The sequence below is a fragment of the Elusimicrobiota bacterium genome (genome assembly GCA_028718185.1).
Taxonomy (GTDB): domain Bacteria; phylum Elusimicrobiota; class UBA8919; order UBA8919; family UBA8919; genus JAQUMH01.
The window spans coordinates 37764-58667 of sequence record JAQUMH010000009.1; the positions used below are offsets into that span (position 1 = coordinate 37764).

The 20904-nt window shown below is 39.0% G+C and carries 6 protein-coding genes and 1 riboswitch; all 6 genes read right to left on the reverse strand.

Annotated features, from left to right (window positions below; genetic code table 11):
• On the reverse strand, window positions 1-4964 hold a 4964-nt coding region (locus PHE88_10270), incomplete at its 3' end, for a DUF2341 domain-containing protein (protein MDD5688202.1).
• The gene (locus tag PHE88_10275) at window positions 4951-5511 is read right to left on the reverse strand and encodes a transposase (protein MDD5688203.1); all 561 of its coding nucleotides are present in this window, start codon (window positions 5509-5511) and stop codon (window positions 4951-4953) included. The genes PHE88_10270 and PHE88_10275, both read right to left, overlap by 14 nt.
• A gap of 16 nt (window positions 5512-5527) precedes the next feature.
• Window positions 5528-6133 carry a response regulator gene (locus PHE88_10280; GenBank protein MDD5688204.1) on the reverse strand — a complete coding sequence of 202 codons (606 nt, stop codon included), beginning with the start codon at window positions 6131-6133 and terminating at the stop codon, window positions 5528-5530.
• A gap of 594 nt (window positions 6134-6727) precedes the next feature.
• Window positions 6728-13795 (reverse strand): carbohydrate-binding protein, encoded by a 7068-nt coding sequence (locus PHE88_10285; protein ID MDD5688205.1) that lies wholly within the window; start codon window positions 13793-13795, stop codon window positions 6728-6730.
• A 284-nt stretch (window positions 13796-14079) separates the two neighbouring features.
• Window positions 14080-14224, reverse strand: a riboswitch (cyclic di-GMP riboswitch).
• 1021 nt (window positions 14225-15245) lie between these two features.
• Window positions 15246-17009 (reverse strand): hypothetical protein, encoded by a 1764-nt coding sequence (locus PHE88_10290; protein MDD5688206.1) that lies wholly within the window; start codon window positions 17007-17009, stop codon window positions 15246-15248.
• 106 nt (window positions 17010-17115) lie between these two features.
• Window positions 17116-20838 carry a carbohydrate-binding protein gene (locus PHE88_10295; protein ID MDD5688207.1) on the reverse strand — a complete coding sequence of 1241 codons (3723 nt, stop codon included), beginning with the start codon at window positions 20836-20838 and terminating at the stop codon, window positions 17116-17118.
• Between the last annotated feature and the right edge of the window lie 66 nt (window positions 20839-20904).

The window sequence follows — 20904 nt, forward strand, 5'->3', positions numbered from 1 at the left end:
TCGTCACGGGCTAAAAACTGTACCTGGTTTTTTGATAAAGTACCGAATGCGGATGAGTTATGTATAAGAGGTATCGCGGTTGCAGTTGAAAATTGCAATGATGTTGTTCCATCACTGCCTGTTGTAAATACTGTCGGTTCGGTTGTTGTTGATAATATTATTTGTGAATTTGTCCATGCGTTTGTCGAGTATTTTACAGCACAACTATTATACATCACAGCTATCTCTTCCGGACTTAACGCACGTTTCCAAATACCTACTTCATCAATATACCCTCCAAAATAATCCGTTGCAGGTTGTATTAAGCCAATATATAAATTATTAGTCACACTCAAAACACCGGACGCACTTCCCTGCGCTGCTAAGAGTCCGTCTTTATATATCTTTGCTGTTGCACCATCATATGTATATACCATATGATGCCATACGTTTTGTGATACCGAGACAACAGCGGCAGGTGCCCACTTATTAACCCCACCATATGATGCATAAACACCCCAATTTAAACTGCTTGCTACAGCACCAAATCTAAAGTCATTTGTCCTTCCAATTGCTATTTGCTGGCACGACCAAAAGGGCCGTATCCATTTTACCCATAGTGATACTGACATACTGTTCGTTATTTCGTTAAGTCCCGATCCTTTACCACAATTAACATATTCATTATTATAACCATCAAAATATAACGTACTTTCAGTGTTAGCTCCTGTCTTCCACGAAGAAATATCTTGCCAGTCAGGATTTCCGGTTATTGTGCCGTCATTACCATAACCTGAACTATCTGTAGTATTCCCGTTAAAATGCATCAATAACACACAACCACTACTCGCTACCAACTCTGTTTTACCTACAATTAACCCGGAATAATTCTCATCCTGAACACTTACCTGTATCTGCGGCGTTGATACGTTTACATATGCTGTATTTGCCGCCCAAGTTTCTGTGGATAATTTCACCTGCGGGTTACTAAATACGGCAGGAGTTGTATCTAATTTGAATGAACGGGTGGAACTCCAGGCACCATAATTATTAGCACTATATTTCGTTTTTACATGCCAATAGTACTGTGTATTTTCTGATAAAGAAGTTATCACTGCTGATGACGGGGTAACATCTCCAAAACCGCCCACAGGCGAACCAAAATTTATGTCGTCATCTATTTCTAAATAATATCCAATTGCTCCAGATATATCACTCCAGTCACAGATATTTGCATTTGTCCATGGCGCTGTTGACGGACAGTATAGTGTTGGTGATGGTTGTATATATACCGTACAAGCATTGGATAAACTTGACCAGTTACCCGCTATGTCTCTTGTCCATATCCTAAAAAAATGCGTTGTATCGTTTGTTAAATTTGTAAATGTATTTGCACAATACGATAATTGTGGTAGTGAAGAGGTCGTGGCTGTATCTATCCGGACTTCTTCCGCTATTCCATGCGGCAGGGTGGTTTCATATCCAAAACCCCATTTGCTATTACTTGGAATAACCGACCATGTAGCACGCCGTATCAAAAATTGACCGTTAGATATTGCATCTATTGTTCCGTCTGTGCCGGGTGATACCCAATATAAATTTATATTACTACCACTAGCAAGTCCTGTCAGTGAGGTTATTGCCGACGGTGGGACTGTATCTACGTTTATCGTGTAACTATCAGATACGGCAAGATTACCTGCTTCGTCACGGGCTAAAAACTGTACCTGGTTTTTTGATAAAGTACCGAATGCGGATGAGTTATGTATAAGAGGTATCGCGGTTGCAGTTGAAAATTGCAATGATGTTGTTCCATCACTGCCTGTTGTAAGCACTAAAGGTTCTGTTGATGTTGAGGTAATTATCCCATAACCATTCACCCATGCAGTTGTTGAATACTTTACCGCACAGGAATTGTACATCACCGCTATCTCTTCCGGACTTAATGCTCTGTTCCATATACCAACTTCATCTATATAACCATTGAAATAATTACCGCTCAAACTTCGTCCCATTCTCACTGAAAAAGTTGAGATACATAAAGTACCGCTTATTGTTGATGTTCCACACACCACACCATCTTTATATAACTTCAAATAACTACCATCAAATGTTCCTACCAGGTGTGTCCATTTTCCTAATGGTATTGCAGTCGGACCATACACAATGTCGTCAGATATAACCCCTATTCTTCCTGCTGAAAAATCCGGTTCTCCTGTGTTAGATTTAGTCCCTAAGAATATACTGTGTAATGATGCAATAGCACCAAATCTCGGTATTGCAACAATTGCCGGCCAATCTTTTCGCGTTACTTGTTTCACCCATGCGGAAACTGTGAATGCATTATCAAGACCTATAATTGTGTTAGTTCCACAAATTACACCGTCATCTGTCCCATCACAATATAACATATCCTCAGTACCACCGGTTGTCTTCCATGTAGGAGTATTTGCCCATGCAGCCCCATTTATTGCTGTACCATCACAACCATACCCTGAAGAGTCGGTTGCACTACCATTCAAATGCATCAAGAACACACACCCGCTACTCGCTATTGTCTCAGTCTGCCCTACCCGCAATCCTGAATAATTCGCATCCTGAACATTTATCTGTATTTGCGGCGTTGATACGTTTACATATGCTGTCGACGTATTTGCCACCCAAGGTCCTGTGGTTAATTTAACCTGCGGGTTACTAAACACGGCAGGAGTTGTATCTAACCTGAATGAACGGGTGGAACTCCATGAACTATAATTACTACTACTATCTTTTGATTTTGCATGCCAATAGTATTGGATATTTTCTTGTAAACCACTTACTATTGCAGATGATGGGACACCTTCATATGAGAAATTTAACGAACCAAAATTTATGTCGTCATCTATTTGCATGTAATATGAAGTAGCATTAGTTACACTACTCCAATCAAATTTATCTGCATTTGTCCAAACCGCTGTTGAGGGATAATACAATTCAGGGGCTGATATCGGAGATAAAGCCAGATATGCTGTACATGCATTGGATACGGCTGACCAATTTGAAACATCATCTGCTGTCCATATCCTAAAATAACTGCTTGTACCTGCCATAAGTCCTGCGATTGTTTTATAACAATACTGACCGGGATTTACCCCGCTGGTTGATATATATACGTTAGTCGCACCTACTACTGCATATGTCGCCCATGAAACCACATATGTAGAATATTGTATGTCAAACTGGCTGCCAACCTGAAGCGTGCCTGTAACATCATTATCGCCGGGTGTAGTCCACCTGAGTGTTATCTGGTCACCATAATTATATAAAGATGTTAAGTTTGTTACTGCTGCAGGTGCAGTTGTATCACTGGTATAATTTATAGTGACATCGTATAAAACAGGTGTGGTTGTGGATGTTAATGTCGTAAATGTTGAACGGTATTGAATATATTGACCTACTGCTGTCGGGTCGCCGCCATTAGAAACATCTTCCCATACGGGTGTTGCATCTCCTATGTTGAAACTTGTATTGGATGCACGAACCTGCATACTAAGTGTCCCGCCAATAACTCCCGCTGAACTGAAAGAAACAGAATCTATTTGAGTAACATTAGACCCCGTATTCTCACGATGAGATGCATACGAACCCGTAGAATAGTATAAATTTTGCTCACTTCCTACACTAACGGTCGGTGGTGATGCCACATACATTTGACGATAATATATTGCCTTTATCTCTCCAGTAGATAATTTCGCTGTATATATCGCTGCTTCGTCTATAAGACCTAAGAAAGGAGTTCCAGTGGTAGTTGCATCTCCATCGCCTATTGCTAATTTATCGGTTCCTGAGTAAACGCAGCTAGTAATAACTACCTGATCCGTATTATCCTCATGGTCAAAACAACTTCCATTGTAATAATATAAATATTGACCATAACTGCCACCACCAAAAGAACCACTCGAATATGTAATAGTTACCATTTGCCAAGTATTTGCTGTAACAAGAGCAGCATTGTTTGCGTAGCCGGCAGAATGGTTTGAGCCGCCACCTATGTTAATATGATATCCACCACCAACCTCAGCACCCATAAGATACCCATAACCACTGCTGTAACCAGTCCTTCTTCCTAAAATTGCACGATAAGCGAGAGTATTTGAGGGTTTTACCCATGCTGTTAATGTAAATGAAATTCCAACATTCAAACTTGCATTATTACCACAATCTATATAATCATTATAACCGTCAAATCTTAGACAATTACCTGAAGACTTAATTGTTGCGGTGCTTGTTCCGCCATATTGACTACCCTCACTTCCTTCCCAAGTTGCTTCATGTATCGTCCCGTTATTACCATTAGGAGATGAATCGTTTGCTGTTCCACTGCCTTCATCAAAATGCCATACACCTGCAATACGATTATCACCCGAGTTAAATACCGTAACCGTAGATATCTTCTGCATGGTACTATCAAATGATGATACTCCTGCCGCTGAAGTATTACCATAATAAAAATATATCGTTTTTGCTGCCGGAGTCTCAGGTATGCTGGATATCTTTATCCAAAATCCGGTAGGAGTTGTCTTGGTGGCTGTTGACGGACTAATCCAATAATTAAATAATGTCTTTCCATCGCTATCAGTAAATCTTATATCGTCATAATCATCCTGTAATTTGGCGTCAAGGTCTGCGCCTATTGCATCTATCTGATTTGAACCTGTACCTGTACCTATCCATACCTGATAATTTACTAATGTAGCGGTAGAGTTAGTTATTGTTATCGCCTTACGATAGGACCATCTTATGTCGTACCAATTAGTTGTAGTAGACGCTATCTGAACACTGGTAGGGACTGACCATGTATCTACCTGAACTAAATACCCATCACCAAAGTCAGATGCTGTAGTCTCCGTCCAGGTGGCGGAGTATATGTTAGTGGAAAATATAAAAATAAACAATATAATGCTGAGACAAAAATATGTAAAATAAAATAATTTATTTTTTTTCATAAAATTGTTCAAAATTAATATTATCTACAAGCGGATTATTTTGAATATATTCTCTAATTTTTGTTAATGCTTTTTCATTTCTTATTATATGTTCATAATAGTTCGGCTGCCAAATACTCGTAACTACATCGCCTTTTGTAGCCGCATCGCCTTGCGATGCTAATCCTTTCTTAATATCTCTCGTAACCCATGATTTAAATGCATTTATAATTTTTGCTAACGATATTTTTGAATCTTCTAAAACAAATATTATGTGTATATGGTTTAGCATAACTACACTGTAATCAATTTTAACACCAGGGTAATATTTATTTATTAAATTTAGTTTTTCTTTTACAATTTCCTTTAATGATTTATTGGCACCATTAGATGGTGCAGCTACAAACTTATTGGTTACAAACTTATTGGCACCATTAGATGGTGCGGCTACAAATAATGGGTTACGGTTTTTAGTGCATATTGTTACAAAATAATAACCATCCAAAGAATAGTCGTAATCTTTTAATCTTATTGTTTTATATTTAGGTAATGTATTTGTATTTACCATTTTAACGTCAGTCTCTCTATCTTTTCACTTCCACTTCCCCTAGAACCTCTCTTATTTTTGCTCGAAGTTCTTCGGGGGTAAAAGGTTTTGCCAGATAACCGTCGGCGCCTGCCTGTAAAATCTTGTTCCTATATTCCGGCGTATCGTATGCAGTAATTGAAATTATTTTTATTTTACTGGTACGCGGGTCGTTCCTTATATTCTGGCATACTTTAAACCCGTCCATACCCGGCATAACTAAATCAAGTGTAATCAAATCAGGCAAATAATCAACAAGCAGTTTGCCTGCTTCAAACCCGTCCGGTGCATGCTTAACTTCCCATTGCTCATCAGTTAAAATCGCCCTGATTAAATCTACTACGTCAGGGTCATCGTCTATTATAAGCATCCGCTTTTTCACACCACCGATTAAAGTATCTTTTATTTGAGTAAGTGTAAGCCCGCGAAGCGAAAGATGTTTTATTTGAGCAAGAACTGTAAGCGTTTTTTCTTCATCATAAAGACGCTGTCCGCCTTCTGTTCTTTCCGATACCTCAATAATCCCTAAATCGGTGTAATGCCTGATTGTACTCGGTAAAACCCTTGCTTTTTCTGCTATTTCAGAAATTTTTACATTTGGCATTTAAAATCTCCCTCCCCAATTAACCTATTCTTTGTAGTCATTGCGAACAGACATATTGTGAAGCAATCTATTGAAATTACTTCGCTTACACTCACAACCTTCGGGATTGCCACGGGCTTCGCCCTCGCAATGACCAATTATACTGTATTTTCTACCATCTTATTGTCACAAACAATTTTTAAACCGTCAAAACAGTTTCTATAAATTAACCTTAACTGTTTGGTTTAAGTTTTATTCAAAAAAATATATGGTTTCCTACTATTTAGTATAACACTAAAACAGCATTTTGTCAAGTGGTTTTTACATTAAGGTAATTATGTAATTAATGAATGGATACTGAAATTAATGCGGAATTTGTTATTTAGATTATTCGATTAAAAAAACTAAGATAAAGATATTAGGATTTTACATAGTCTCTCAATTTTATAGTCATCTAATATCTATCATTAATTTCAATTTTTTTAACTTTGGACATTGGACATCGCCCACCACTCCCGCCACTCCCGCCACTCCCGCCACTGAACCTTTGGCGGGCAGGGAACCTTTGGCGGGCAGGGAACCTTTGGCGGACAAGAAACCGATGGCGGGCAAGGACTATTTGATTAGTCCTATCTTCCCGGTCTTCTTGTTACCGGCACTGTCATTTATCTGATAAACATATATACCTCTACCTACTTTATCACCATCGGCATTCTTTCCATCCCACTCGAGCCAGCCAAGATTGCCAAAATCTATCTCTTTCAATTCTCTAACTAATCCTCCTGATACATTATACAATTTCATTATGCTGTTTACCGGCAAGTTCATTACTTTTAATTTACCCAGAACCGCTGTTGCCGGATTATATGGGTTTGGATATACTTTTATATTGCTCATATCAGCAGATAAATAACTACCCAATATACGGTATGTTGAAAAATGTTTGACGGTTGCAGTTACTGTGTTGTTTGTTTTATCTACTGTCTGCAGACCTGTTACCAAATCCCAATCTGTTCCGGTCCAATAATAAATCCTGAGTCCGTCTTCGTTTAATGTCCCTATATCTGCTGTTGTATATGGTATTGTTATATTTACTGCTCTTGTGAATACCTGGTCCTCTAATTCCGGTGCACTTTCTTTAAATGTTAACTCACCAAAATCATAACATATCGGATGGACAGTATTAATATATTTTATTGAATTTTGGACCGACGGAACTGCACTCGTCTTTATTGAGGCAAGGTACTTGTTCATCGATAGGATTCCTGTAGGTATCAGTATCTTTAATCCGTTAACACCCCGTATTGAACCACCCTGGTAGCCTACTAACTTTGCTATATACATATCATTGAAATTTATAATTATAGGCGATGTCGTGTCACCGGTCAGCTCTACAGTATCTATATCACTACGGAATGGAACAGAAACTTCCTTCTCACCTGCATCCGCTTCTGTTAATGTTGAATCTGTTGTATCCAGAACACTGCTTTTACTGTTCTTGGTTGTTAGTGTTAGTGTGCCGGTGTAATCGGTCGCAATACTATTCTCATCTACATTGTATACCTGTAATTTAAACTTTAAACTCGCAGATGCTGATGCTCCTACTTTTGTTGTTGTTGTCCCGTCATCGTAGTAATAGGTATATATCCGGTGTTTTAAGTTGTTGTTATATGTCGTAAAACTATATTGTGCTGATGTTTGAAGATTACCAAATGGGTCACGGCTATAAACCCTGTAATAATAGGTTTTGCCTTTCTGTAATCCGCCAATTGAAACGCTATGTAACCTTGTTGGTGTTGTATCTAATGAAGTTGTTATGCCCATTGCCGTTGTAGTTCCATATCCTACCTGCGAATCTGAGTTCTCATCAGTTGTCCATATTAAAACTGCACCATTTATTGTTACACTGGCACGTACATTGCTTATTACCGGCGGATTAGGATCAGTCGCACCTGTTGTAAAACTGTAATCACCTGTCGTTGTTGTGTTACCATTCATATCTACGGACACCATCCGGTAATGATAGACTGTATTCTCAGTAAGACCGTTTAATGTAACACTGTGTGAATATACTCCACCGGTATCTGCTACCAGCGTCGCACTACCATAACTTGTTGTTAAACCATATTCTATTTTGCTGTTCGCAGGTTCATTTGTCGTCCAGGTTAGAACTACGCCGCTACCGGATATGTTTGCCGGTGCCACCGCACTTACTACCGGCGGTGTAGTGTCGTTAGTTAGTCTTATTATACTGATATAATTAAAATTACCGTTCCAATCTTTACTACCGGAATCCATTACTAACTTCATTATCAGGTTACCGGAAATAAGCAACACATTAGATGAGACTTCTATATCTGTCCACGTACTCCACCCGCCCGTATCAGGTATGCTTACCGGTGGTGTTATAATATTTGCTTGTGCATTATGAACACCAAATTCAAGGTGTATTGGATTTCCAATACTCCCCTGTCCATTTGATGCTCTTATTATTATTTTATATTCAGCAGTCTCGCTCACATTTACACTGTATTCTAACCACTCACCGGATACTGCATACCCAATATTGTAACCACCACCGGTATCAGTGCAATTCTCTATATCTACTGCTTCACTTGTCCTGTATGCACCACCTAAATTGCCGGGGGTTGTATCATAATATGTTTTTCCTTCAGCAGAACCACTTGTTACCGTGTCATAATTCTCAATCTCTATCGTTGTTGTTGCTATTCCTATCTGCCATGGATTACCGTTGTTACCATATGACTGTTGTAGTGAAACGGGTGGTATTACTATATATGCCACGCTATTAACTGAGCTATCGGTCATTGCTGTTTTAAACGCACGTGTTCGAACTGTCGCACTCTGGGCTAATGTAAATGGTGCTGAATATAGCAATGACGATGATGTCGGGTCTGTTCCATTTGTTGTATATCTTATCGTCGCTCCGCCGGTTGCACAACCTAAGGTTACTGTAACAGAACTTGCATATGTCCCTGCTCCCGGGCTTATCGTTGGTGTTTCTACTGTATTGGGTGTATCTGCATTTAATTTTATTAAACTAATATAATTAAAATTACTACAATAAACTGCCGCACTAGGATCCAACACTAACCTCATTATCTGGTTACCTGCATTAAGTGTTACATTTGTTGCGATTACTGCATCTGTCCATACCTGCCAGTTACCTGTTCCAGGTAAGATTACTGAAGCTGTCTGAAGATATTTTACATCACTCTGGGCAAATTCAATATGAACACTATCGTCAACTGTTGTATCACGGGCTGTTCTTAATATTATTCTATATGTGCCGCTCTGATTTACATTAATACTATATTCTAACCATTCTCCGGGTATTGTATGTCCTATATCGTATCCAGCGCCTGTATCACTGCATACTTCTATATCCACACCTTCGGTTGTCCTAAATATGTTTGAATGATCCTCCTGGCCAGGGGTTGTATCATGATATGCTATGCCCTCACCAGTGCCACTTGTTACTGTATCATAATCTTCTGCCTCTATAGTTGTTGTTCCTGAACCTATTGACCATGCTACTCCACTCGGATATGCCTGCTGTTGTGAAACAGAACTATTTGTTATTACTACTACCAATGCTGACGTTGTCGTGGTTGCATTACTATTATCGGTTGCTTTTGCAGTTATGCTGTAAGTGCCCGATGATACATTGTTCCATGTATATGCATACTGAGAATTACTGTCCGGAGTTGTAACTGCCGGTAATAACGGATTACCGTTACTGTAAAAATCTACTTTGCTGATAGTTCCGTCAGTGTCAGATGCATTTACTTTTATTGTTAATGTCGCAGGTGGATTACTGCCATTTGTAACCACAATTGTACTTATACTTACTGTCGGAGGAATTGATGTTATTGTAAAATTACTGTCTGACATGTCTGTTGGACTACCATCAAGTTCCTGTATCCTTATCCGGCAGGTTGTGCTTGGTGTATTTGGGATATTTAACGGTTGACTGCCGTCGTTGGCAGTGTTGGTTATATACGTTACCCAGCTTGTGCCGCTGTTTGTTGAGATAGCTATATTAACATTCCCTACTGTCCCGCCACTCGTCCATGTTATTGTCTGCTGACTTCCGACTGTTAAACTTTCTCCACCATTGGGGTAGGTTACAGTTATTGTAGGTCCCGGGATTTCTGTAAGATGATTAAACCAAACATTAGCCATTTTATCGGAACCAGACTGGCTGGGATGGCAACCATCAATAAGATCTGTAGCAGGAATAATATTAGATTCATTATACATATCAACAAAATAAACATTTTTGCCCTGGCTTTGTTTTGAAGCTACCACCCCAGGAATTGCATCATTATATGTAATAACTTCATTAAATAATTCAGTAGTTGTCTTGGGTGGATATGGCGCATTATCATAACTTGTCATAGGAATAATTGACGCTACGTAAACTTTTGCATTGGGTACTTTTGTCGTGATTTTATCTATAAGAGCACTAAGTCTATTCGTAGTGTCAGCGAGTAGTTCGCCTGTATAACTACCCACGTCATTCGTTCCAATGTGCAGTAAAATAATATCGGAAGGATTCCACGTTAACCATGTGTCAATATCAGTATCAATTCCAAGCACTCTAATGCCACTATGTCCTTCATGATTTGGGTCCGGACAAGTATCTCCGACAGTTGTAGCACTTCCGACAAAATCATAATTCGGGTGAACAGGATCAGAATTTAGTAATGTCCATAAAGTGGTCCGATAACTAGGGCTCCGGGCAGTTATTGAATCTCCAAGGGGCATTATTTTTATAAGTGGTGTTACTTTGATTACTACATTGGATATTCCCGACCAGTTGGTGAGCATATCATCTCTTACCTTCATCGCAAAATAATAGGTTATACCTGCACTTAAATTCTGGACTGTATAACTCTGTGGTGTTCCAGATGGCAGTGGGACCGGTTCGCCACTGCATTGTGTAGCTGTTGCCCAATTACTCTCATTTATACTTACATTTGCATAACGAATATCATACACACTTGCTGTACCTATATTACCATCATTACCGACTGAAGTCCAACTTAACACCACACTATTACTGGTTGCAACACCTGTCGTTAATGTGTTTATCGCTGAGGGTGGTGTTGTGTCGGGTGGCATAGTATAAGTTACTGTTATTGTTGTCTCTTTTATATTATTGGATGTATCAGTCGCTTTGGCATATATTACGTTGGAACCGTTTGCCAATGTAACACTATTACTCCATGGTGATAATGTTCCATTAACTGCAGTGTATGTTCCACCCGCTCCTACTTTCAATTCTACTTTACTCAACCCTACATTGTCTGACGCTGTACCACTTACCGTTAGTAGCGATGCTGTTACCGTTGAATTATTCGCCGGTGAGGTTATTGTTATTGCAGGAGGGGTAGGGTCAGATGCATTTGAATTACCATATATCTCAAATTCCCATAAGGAATATAAACAATATGAGATATTCTCCCCTCTTTTTGTACCATACATCCTTACATATCTACCACTACCATTTAATGTTATATCTTCAATACCGCCTGAACCACTTGTCTTTGTATATATTGTTTGCCAGTTTGAACCATCATTTGATACTTGTATCAGATAATCTTTAGCATATGTACAAAACCAATCTGTTCCCCATTTTAATACAATTTCAGTTATATTATATGTAGCGCCTAAATCTATAGATATCCATTGCGGATCACTACCCAGTGATGCCCAACGAGTTGTTAAAATACCATCTACTGCTCTATTCGCGGAATAATTTGAATATATATCCGTGTATGTAGAAGAAACTGTTACTGTTTTATTTAATGCTATATTTGTTGTAAGAGCAGCAGTTTTAACAACAGGGGTAATATTAGATATCGCAGAACAATTCCCTGCTGCATCTGACGACTTTATCGCAAAGTAATAATTGGTGTCCGGAACTAAACCCTGTACGGTATATGTCTGATTGTTACCTGCTGCCTTTGGCACAGGACCACCTAAACAATGTGCATCTTTCCAGTTGCTCTCGCTTATACTTAGAGTACTGCTACATCTTATATCGTATTCACTCACTGTAGTACTATAATCATCATTAGGATTTGGTGCTGTCCAACTTAGGACTATACTGCTACTGCCTAAACTACTTGTTGCAAAATTGTTTGTTACTGCTAAATTGTTTATTACTGTCGGAACAATTTTTTCAGTTACATAAGGAGTTCCACCTGTAGGTGTCATGACTATCAGCGTTGTGGCATACGGTCCCATATCAAAACTCTTACTGTAGGAGTTAGTAGCTGGAACACTGGAATTATCTTCCTCTTTTTCAAGAAGGAAATTGTTATTGTTGTAACCATAGTTGCTGTGGGTATTATCCACCAGATATCGCTCATAGTGAATGGGCCCGGTCCCAAAACTGGAAGGAAGATTTGAGAGATTTATGCTCGCAGTTTGCATAACGTTTTGATTATTAGAGAGCATTAACGCGACCCCCGAATTATCCTTGCTGGCAATGGAATATATATTGGTTGTACTTGACGCGCTGACCAGATAGTTCTTGGACATCTTCAGCATCTTATAGACGTTGTATTTAGGAAGCACAACCCCATCTGTGGTTATTAGTGTCGTCGTATTTAAGGCATCTGTTTTTATTCTATCCGGCGCCATAATAGACTCGTGTGTCTGAGCGTAGTCCATGTTTGCAAATTGCATAGGAATCACGTTGATACCGGTTTGCATGAGACTAGACCATCCTGATGCATTCCAAGACGCCTCTAAACTCAGATTTCCCGGAGTGAAACCTGTTACGAAGTAGTCCCTACCTGAAGTACACCATTCCGTTATGATTAGTTCGGCGTTCATACCTCTCTCGTCCAGCCACGATTTGATTTGCCTGGTAACTGTAGCGCTGATTCTCGGGTCTTTAGCGGTGAGTCCCAGGTAACTGGCATCATCGGTGTAGATATGATAATCAATAAAATCCAACTTAAGTCCGTGGTCCTTGACGAAGTCTAAGAACAGTGGAACTATCGCATAGTCAGAATATTGGCCGTTGCCTCCCAATTTTATAGGAGCAACACCCGGAGGCAGAGTGGCATTGACCGCAACGACTGCATTAGCGGTGTGTTGGTAGAGAACATTGTACCAGGTCCACTCTGCTGTGGGTTCACTCATTAGTGAAACATAGACAATTTTAGGATATTTCGCCTTGAGATGAGTAAGAATATCCCTGACCAGCTGCTCCCATTTAATATAATCCTTTGGGGGATGTTCATTTCCATACCATACTGTCTCGCCTGTTAGCCATGAAGGAATATCAGCAATGGTTACTAATGGCTGTGAACCGTGGGATATGATGTTGTCCAGAATATTATCGGTGCCCATGAATCCATATTGATTAGAATTCCAGTTGTAGTCACCTTCTGTTTTACATATCAAACTCGGCCAATAGTATGTTCTCTCTACTGACATATCAATGTCTTTCAGTAACTGCGTATCCACAGGACCCCGAGTATTTCTTACTGTTGTAGTATACTTTTGATATCGTGGTAGATTCCCCCTGGTTTGTGAGTAATCTATATTTACCGTTGCAGTATGTACAGACACCGTTATCAGTGTCAACACTAAAGTCATTACTAATTTTTCTATTAACTTACTTTCAATAGATTTACCCATTGTTTTTCCTTTTTATTATATTTTATATGAATAAATATTTAGTTTTATGGATGATCCCTCGCCTACCACTCGGGATTGTTTTATTGGTCTCCAGTAGGGGACTCAAAGTTGATTACCCCGATTTTTTTTATAACTGAATATGTTATCGGGATTGTTTTATTGGTCTCCAGTAGGGGACTCAATAAAACAAAAAAAGAAGTCCGTTAGAAAATTAGTCAATCAGTTAATTGGGTTTTTTAACCTAATTCACTAATTTACTAATTCACTAATCCACTTCTTTTGTTTTCGGTAACCTAGCTGGCTTGATAGCCACAAGCGGTTTACACGCTTGTGGTTTGTCGCTTATCGGCAACCTGTGTTGGCGTTCACTATCTTAGCCCTTGGTTTTGCGAACTCATCCCGATTTCTCGGGAGCAGCCTTTTCGGATTCTTTGCGCGGAAGTCGGACCTACCGGACCGACTGAGTTAATGCTCGGAGTTCGGACCTACTGGACCGAGCGAGAACATAACCCCGATGTTAATCGTGGGCACATGACCCCGCAGTTAGCGGGGTAAACAATATGAAATACTTTGCTTCTCTAATTACTTGCCCTTTCCTACGCTATTTATAATATATTTTTGTTGTTTTGTCAAGATATTTTTACTCTTGTTTCCTGCCTCTTATTTCACGACCTCAGACTAATGGCTTCGGACTAACTCTTTACTACATATATAACACACTACCGGTTTTTTGTCAATAATTTATTTTTACGCAAAATCGCTATTAAATATTTTTATAAAACAATCTATTTCTTCTCAAAGAATTGAAAATAACAATGTTTTATATACTGCATTTTTACGCAAAATTATACTATTAAAAATAAATATCACTCGGAAGGCATAAAAAAAAACACATTCTTATGTTCTTGTATTCTACAATCTGCTAAAAGCAACTACATCAAAATCCGTCGCATAGTAATGCGACCGCTGTTATGTAATTGTCAAGCTGTTATTTTATTTTAGATTTACCTGCAATCTACTCTATTGAGAAGGTGTTGTAACTATAATAATCGCATTTTCCTCTAAAACCATCATCGCAGATTTCTCTTTTTTTATTAAGAAAAGATTTCTTTTTACAAAAATACAACATACAACTGACACCTTCTCCAAGTAAACAATAAATACAATCCGAACCCATTCTTTTAATTGGTACTGATGTTTTTAATACTTTGTTTCTGGTTGAATTTGTTTGCATGTTTATGTTTTATATATATCCTCACTTTCGTAAAACTCTGCAATTAAATCTGACAACGATTGTGAGAGCGAGGGAGCACATTCGCTTCGCTCAGTGTAAACTCCGCGACCGCGGCAACCTCATTAGTCTTGCTTTACCTACGAGCTTGCTTCCCCGCCACTAAATCTATGGCGGGCAAGAAACCGTCGGCGGGCAGGGACTTCGGACTACCCTTCACTATCTTTTATCTGAAAGCTTTAAAATAGCTTCAGCTACCATTTTTTTTGCCTGATATATATCAGAAGGAGTCGTGGAATAATCTGTCATATTTCGAGCAACCATCTCAAGACTTTTAGTAATCACCTCTTCTCCTTCTTTTGCAAGTTGTGTGTTTCCTGCTTTTTTGTGTTTCTCAACTAATTGTCCCAACATATATAGATAACAATTGTCTTCCCTGCCATCACGCAAAACTTCTTCCCGGATTGAACTTAGAAACAGATTGTTTTTGTCCGGCGTAGGATTGGGAAAAATATAATTTCTTGTATAACCGGTTACCGGGAATGACTCGTCGTTGGTTTTCCAAAAAGTCTTCACTCCGTCCCGCTCGCCATAGTCATACCCTCTCCAACTTTGGTTATAATTCCAAATAGGAAATAAAGATATATCATATTTATAGGCAAGCCAGGAGATAGTCCTTTGCTCTATTAAAAGATGATGCTGCATGTATCCGGGAGCAACTAATGTCGCACCCCAATACCAGCCTACTCTGTCGCCTGCTTTCTTTCTTGCTATTAAAAAGTCGGTCGCCTCACCTTCCCACAGCCCAAGATGAGCACACCATATTCCGGGATAACCTATCATCTGGTTAAGAGACCCTAAAGCACGACCGGTAAAATCTGTAAAATAATTTGTAAATCCGGCATCTTTTACCTCCTGCTGCGATTTCTGCCATTTCTCAAGATTGCCTGCTTTGGTAAAATCAGGTTCATCCCATGTGAATAACATAAAATTATCCAACCAGCCTTTCTCCTTCAAATGGTTATATACTCTTTTAAGTATTGCCTGCCGTTCCGGTCCCATGCGCTCGTCGGTGTTCTTAGTGCGAAGCGGGCCTTCAGGATAAAAATACCGCATATCTATAAAAATCCAGAATTTATTCATGCCAAGATGCATAAGTTCTTCTGTCTGTTTATCAAATGTATCATAAGAACCTTCAGATGGCGGATTCCATGCCAGACATGTATTGCCACGATGAAGTTTAATCATATGTTTTGATATCATTTTTTTATACTCAAACTCATCTATCCCTAATACTTTAGAAGCAACCGTATCGTCTCCCCATGCGTTTAACTCAACAGGACATTCTTTTATTAAAACAAAATCCCATACTTTTAAAGAAACCTTTACGTCTGTTCTTTTACCATTCTTTGGAATGATAGATACTGTCCCGGTATATGTTCCTGCGACCGTATCTTTAGGTACATAAAAAGTAAGCCAGACTGTATTATTCTTATTAGTACGTGCATCAAATACTTTATCTGATTTTAACGGGTCAGGACGAAAACCATAAACTTCATCTAAAGATTTAAGATGCCGTGCATTTAGGAACGATTGTGTTTGGGGACCATTTAAGTCAAGGTTATACTTTACTGCATCTATGTTTATCCACGCCGCATTATGATACTCAAAATTAGTTTTGCTTATTTTAACAGTAGTGTTATCCGGTAATTTACCATTGAGATCTGTAAATTCTACCTTTACACCTTTCAAGTCTTCTTTACCTTTTGGTATTATAATTATCTGTGCAGGTTCATACTCGTCTTTCGCTGCATATAGTTCGATGGATTTAGTTTTACCGGTAAATACTTTGTCACGGAATACACTCACCATAGAATTTTCCACAAAAGCATCATACATTACTGCTGCTGTAGAAACATTTGCCAATAAACCAATACCTGCAATTATTAATACTGCTACCATAAAAAAACTCTTCCACTTCATAATACAACCTCCCCTTTTAAATTTTGTGTAATGAGTAATGTGAATGTATGTTATAGAGTTTTAAGGTTATCGGGTTTTTAACTCTATAAACTCTATAATGCTTCTCTTATTTCACAAGCCCTATTTTTCCGGTCTTCTTATTACCGGCAGTGTCTTCTATCTGATATATATATACCGCTCTACCTACTTTGTCACCATCGTCATTCTTGCCATCCCACTCGAGCCAGCCAAGATTGCCATACTCTATCTCTTTCAACTCTCTGATTTTCTCACCTGTCACAGTATATATTTTCATAATGCTGTTTATCGGTAAATTGGTTATCTTCAATTTACCACTTACTGCCGTGGCAGGATTATACGGGTTTGGATACACATTAACATTACTCATGTCAGCAAACACGTAACTGCCCAATATACGGTATGTTGAAAAATGTCTGACGTTTGCAGTTACTGTGTTATTTGACTTATCTACTGTCTGAACTCCTGTCACCAAATCCCAATCTGTGCCAGTCCAGTAGTAGATTCTGAGTCCATCCTCGTTTAATGTCCCTATGTCCGTTGCTGTATATGGTATAGTTATGTTTACTGCACGTGTAAATACCTGGTTTTCTAATACCGGTGCATTTCCAGTTCCAAATGTTAACTCACCAAAATCATAACATATCGGATTAACTGTATTAACATATCTCATTGTGTTTTGGACTGCAGGTGGTACACTTGTTTTGATTGTTGCAAGATACTTGCCTATGGATACCACTCCTGATGGCACTACTATCTTTATTCCGCCTACTCCTTCTATTGTTCCGCCCTTATTGCCAACTAATTTTGATATATACAAATCACTAAAATTTATCATTATCGTTGTTGTAGTATCACCGGTCAATTCTAATGTATTTATATCTTTACTGAGCGGGATAGAAACATTCTTCTCACCTGAATCTGACTCAATAAATGTTGAATTTATTGAATCTACTACAGTGCCATTAGAATCTTTTGTCTTAATGGTCAGTGTTCCACTGTAATCCGTTGCTAAACTGTTCTCATCATTATACACCTGCAACAAGAACTTCAAACTTGCAGGTGTCGTTGAATTATCGTAGTAATAGGTGTATATTCTGTGTTGTAGGTTAGATGTCTTGAAACTATACTGTGTTGATATCGCAAGGTTACCAGATGAATCTTTACTATAAACCTTATAATAATATGTCTTACCTTTCTCTAAATTGCTAAGGAGGACACTGTGGTCGGGGACAAGTGTTGCGATTAATGTAGTTGTACTGCCCATTGCTGTTGTAAGTCCGTATGCTACCTGTGAATCTGATGGCTCATTAGTGGTCCATGTTATCACTGCACTGTCTTGTGTTACGCCGGCATGGACATTACTTATTAGCGGTGCATCAGGGTCATTTGCTGTTGTTGTAAAAACGTAGTCACCGGTTGTTGTAGGATTATTACTCATATCCGTTGTTATTATCCTGTAATGATATAATGTCTTTTCGGTAAGACCTGTTATTGGTACACTGTGGCTGGTTACAAAACTTGCTAATGTTGTTGTACTGCTATATGGTAGTGTTGTTCCGTATTGCACCTTACTATTTGCAGGTTCATTTGTTGTCCAGGTTACTACTGCTTGACTGCCGGTTATGCTTGTTGTTGATACCGCACTTACTTCCGGTGGTGTTGTATCGGGAGTTAGTTTTATTATTTTAATGTAATTAATATTACTACAATCAGTTGCCGGGCTATTATCAAATACTAACTTCATTATCTGGTCACCTGGGAGAAGTATTACTGAATTTACGACTTCTGTATCTTTCCATACCTGCCAACCACCTGTTGCCGGTAAACTTACTGATGGTGTTGCAAAATAAGTTACACCGTTCTGAACGAATTCAAGATGTACTATATCGTTGACCGCAGGATCACGGGCTGTTCTCAATATTATTTGGTATTCGCCACCTTCACTTACATTTACACTGTATTCCAGCCACTCTCCTTGTTTTGTCCACCCTATATTATACCCACCACCGGTATCAGTGCATTCCTGTACATCTACATTCTCAGTTGTCCTGTATGCATTACCACTGTTGCCTGGTGTTGTATCATTATATGCTACATCCTCACCACCTGTGTCATAGTTCTCTGCCTCTATTGTTGTTGCACTTAATAAAACTGAAGATATCTGCCACGGTGTTGTTGAATTTGTATTATCGGGATGATATGCATGTTGGGTTGATGTAGGTGTTATTGTTATACTTAATGCAGTGCTCCAGCCAGAACCCGCACCTTTGCTATCGGTTGCTTTGGTTTTTATTTGATATGTTCCTGCTGCTGTCCAACTGTGTGATAAACCCGCACCGGTACCTGAATTAACTAAATTAGTTTCATTAGTTGTTCCATCTCCCCAATCAAATGTATATTTCACCTGGTCACCATCAGGGTCTGTTCCCGATGTTGAGTAAGTATATGATACACCAATATTACCAGTTGTAGTTCCTGTTGGCGTGTTTGGTGTGTTGGGTGAATTGTTTAAGCCAGGAGTGTATGTTACTGTTACTGTTGTCTCTTTCTGATTAGCAGGTGTAGCGGTATCTGTCGCTCTGGCATATATTACATTAGAACCACTTGTTGTTAATGTTACGGTTTTATTCCATGGTGATAATGCTCCACTAGCTGCGGTATATGTCCCACCTATGCCTACCTTTACCTCCACTTTACTTAATGCTACATTGTCATATGCTGTGCCACTTACGGTTAAGAACGATGATACTGTTGCGTTATTCGCGGGTGAGGTGATTGTTATTATTGGCGGTGTGGTGTCGGGAGTTGTTGGTCCATCAACTGCTAATGGATCTTTGGACCATCTTACAATCACAGGAGCAGCATCAATAGGAGCAAATGGATCATTCAGTCGTCCTGTTCCACTAAGTAGAATCCAACTAGTCACTCCATTGCGTAAACATATATCTATTTTAGTATCAAGAGAATCATCACCAGGACTAAGCTTACATCCTCCAGTTGGCATAGTTGGGTAATTATCGCTCAATTCTTTTATTTCCTTTTCAATTATGCCGTATAAATGAAATCCAACAAAAGCATTACTATAGTCAATTTTACCAACTGATGTGTTTACTACATAAGTCATACAAATATATTCAGGACATGCCCTATATGCCCCCGCAAATTCCCACATGCTAAGCATCGTATTAGGCGCTATTGCACGAACTCTTAGGTATTCATCCTCTTGCCATTTTACATCTCCAGCGTCTCCCTCGGGATCCGAAAGATAAGATTCTGGCTTGTATCCTCCACCAGGCTCCGATGACAATGCGTAAATTACATGGGTTTTATCCTTATATCGAAGTGCAACTCTATCCCAGAACTCAAGTGAATCGGTCTTCCATGGTTCGTCTCTGTGCATATATTTTCCAGTAGGTACAGGTACATACTCAATAAGTGCATACATACCAAGTTCTTCTGCATATTGAACTTGTTTGTCAATTTCGGCAATACATTCATCAATAGTTAACCATAGATCTCCAGGCTGACCTGTTCCTCCGAATTCAGTAGGACTACGCATATCTCTATAAACAAATATTCTCCCAATATTATAGTTGAATTGATCTCGCATACCCTGCCAGAATTTTTTATCCGATATTACCCACTTTCCTACCCGCGCTGTATCTCCTCTCAACGGCCAGCCATTCTCTGCTACTGCATTATGACCAACTATTCTAGGCCGCCCTCGCATTGCAGCATTTGCTGTTCCATATAATACAACCAACAACACAAATATACAAACTGCTAAAAACAACCTATACTTTTTCATAATATCCTCTTTACCTTTACCTCTACCTGATTTTACTATTTACAAAATGCTTTTCTTGTTTTATTA

Coding starts and splice junctions, on each gene's coding strand:
- PHE88_10275 (MDD5688203.1), bottom strand. CDS start 5,511: ATGGTAAATACAAATACATTACCTAAATATAAAACAATAAGATTAAAA.
- PHE88_10280 (MDD5688204.1), bottom strand. CDS start 6,133: ATGCCAAATGTAAAAATTTCTGAAATAGCAGAAAAAGCAAGGGTTTTA.
- PHE88_10295 (MDD5688207.1), bottom strand. CDS start 20,838: ATGAAAAAGTATAGGTTGTTTTTAGCAGTTTGTATATTTGTGTTGTTG.
- PHE88_10290 (MDD5688206.1), bottom strand. CDS start 17,009: ATGAAGTGGAAGAGTTTTTTTATGGTAGCAGTATTAATAATTGCAGGT.
- PHE88_10285 (MDD5688205.1), bottom strand. CDS start 13,795: ATGGGTAAATCTATTGAAAGTAAGTTAATAGAAAAATTAGTAATGACT.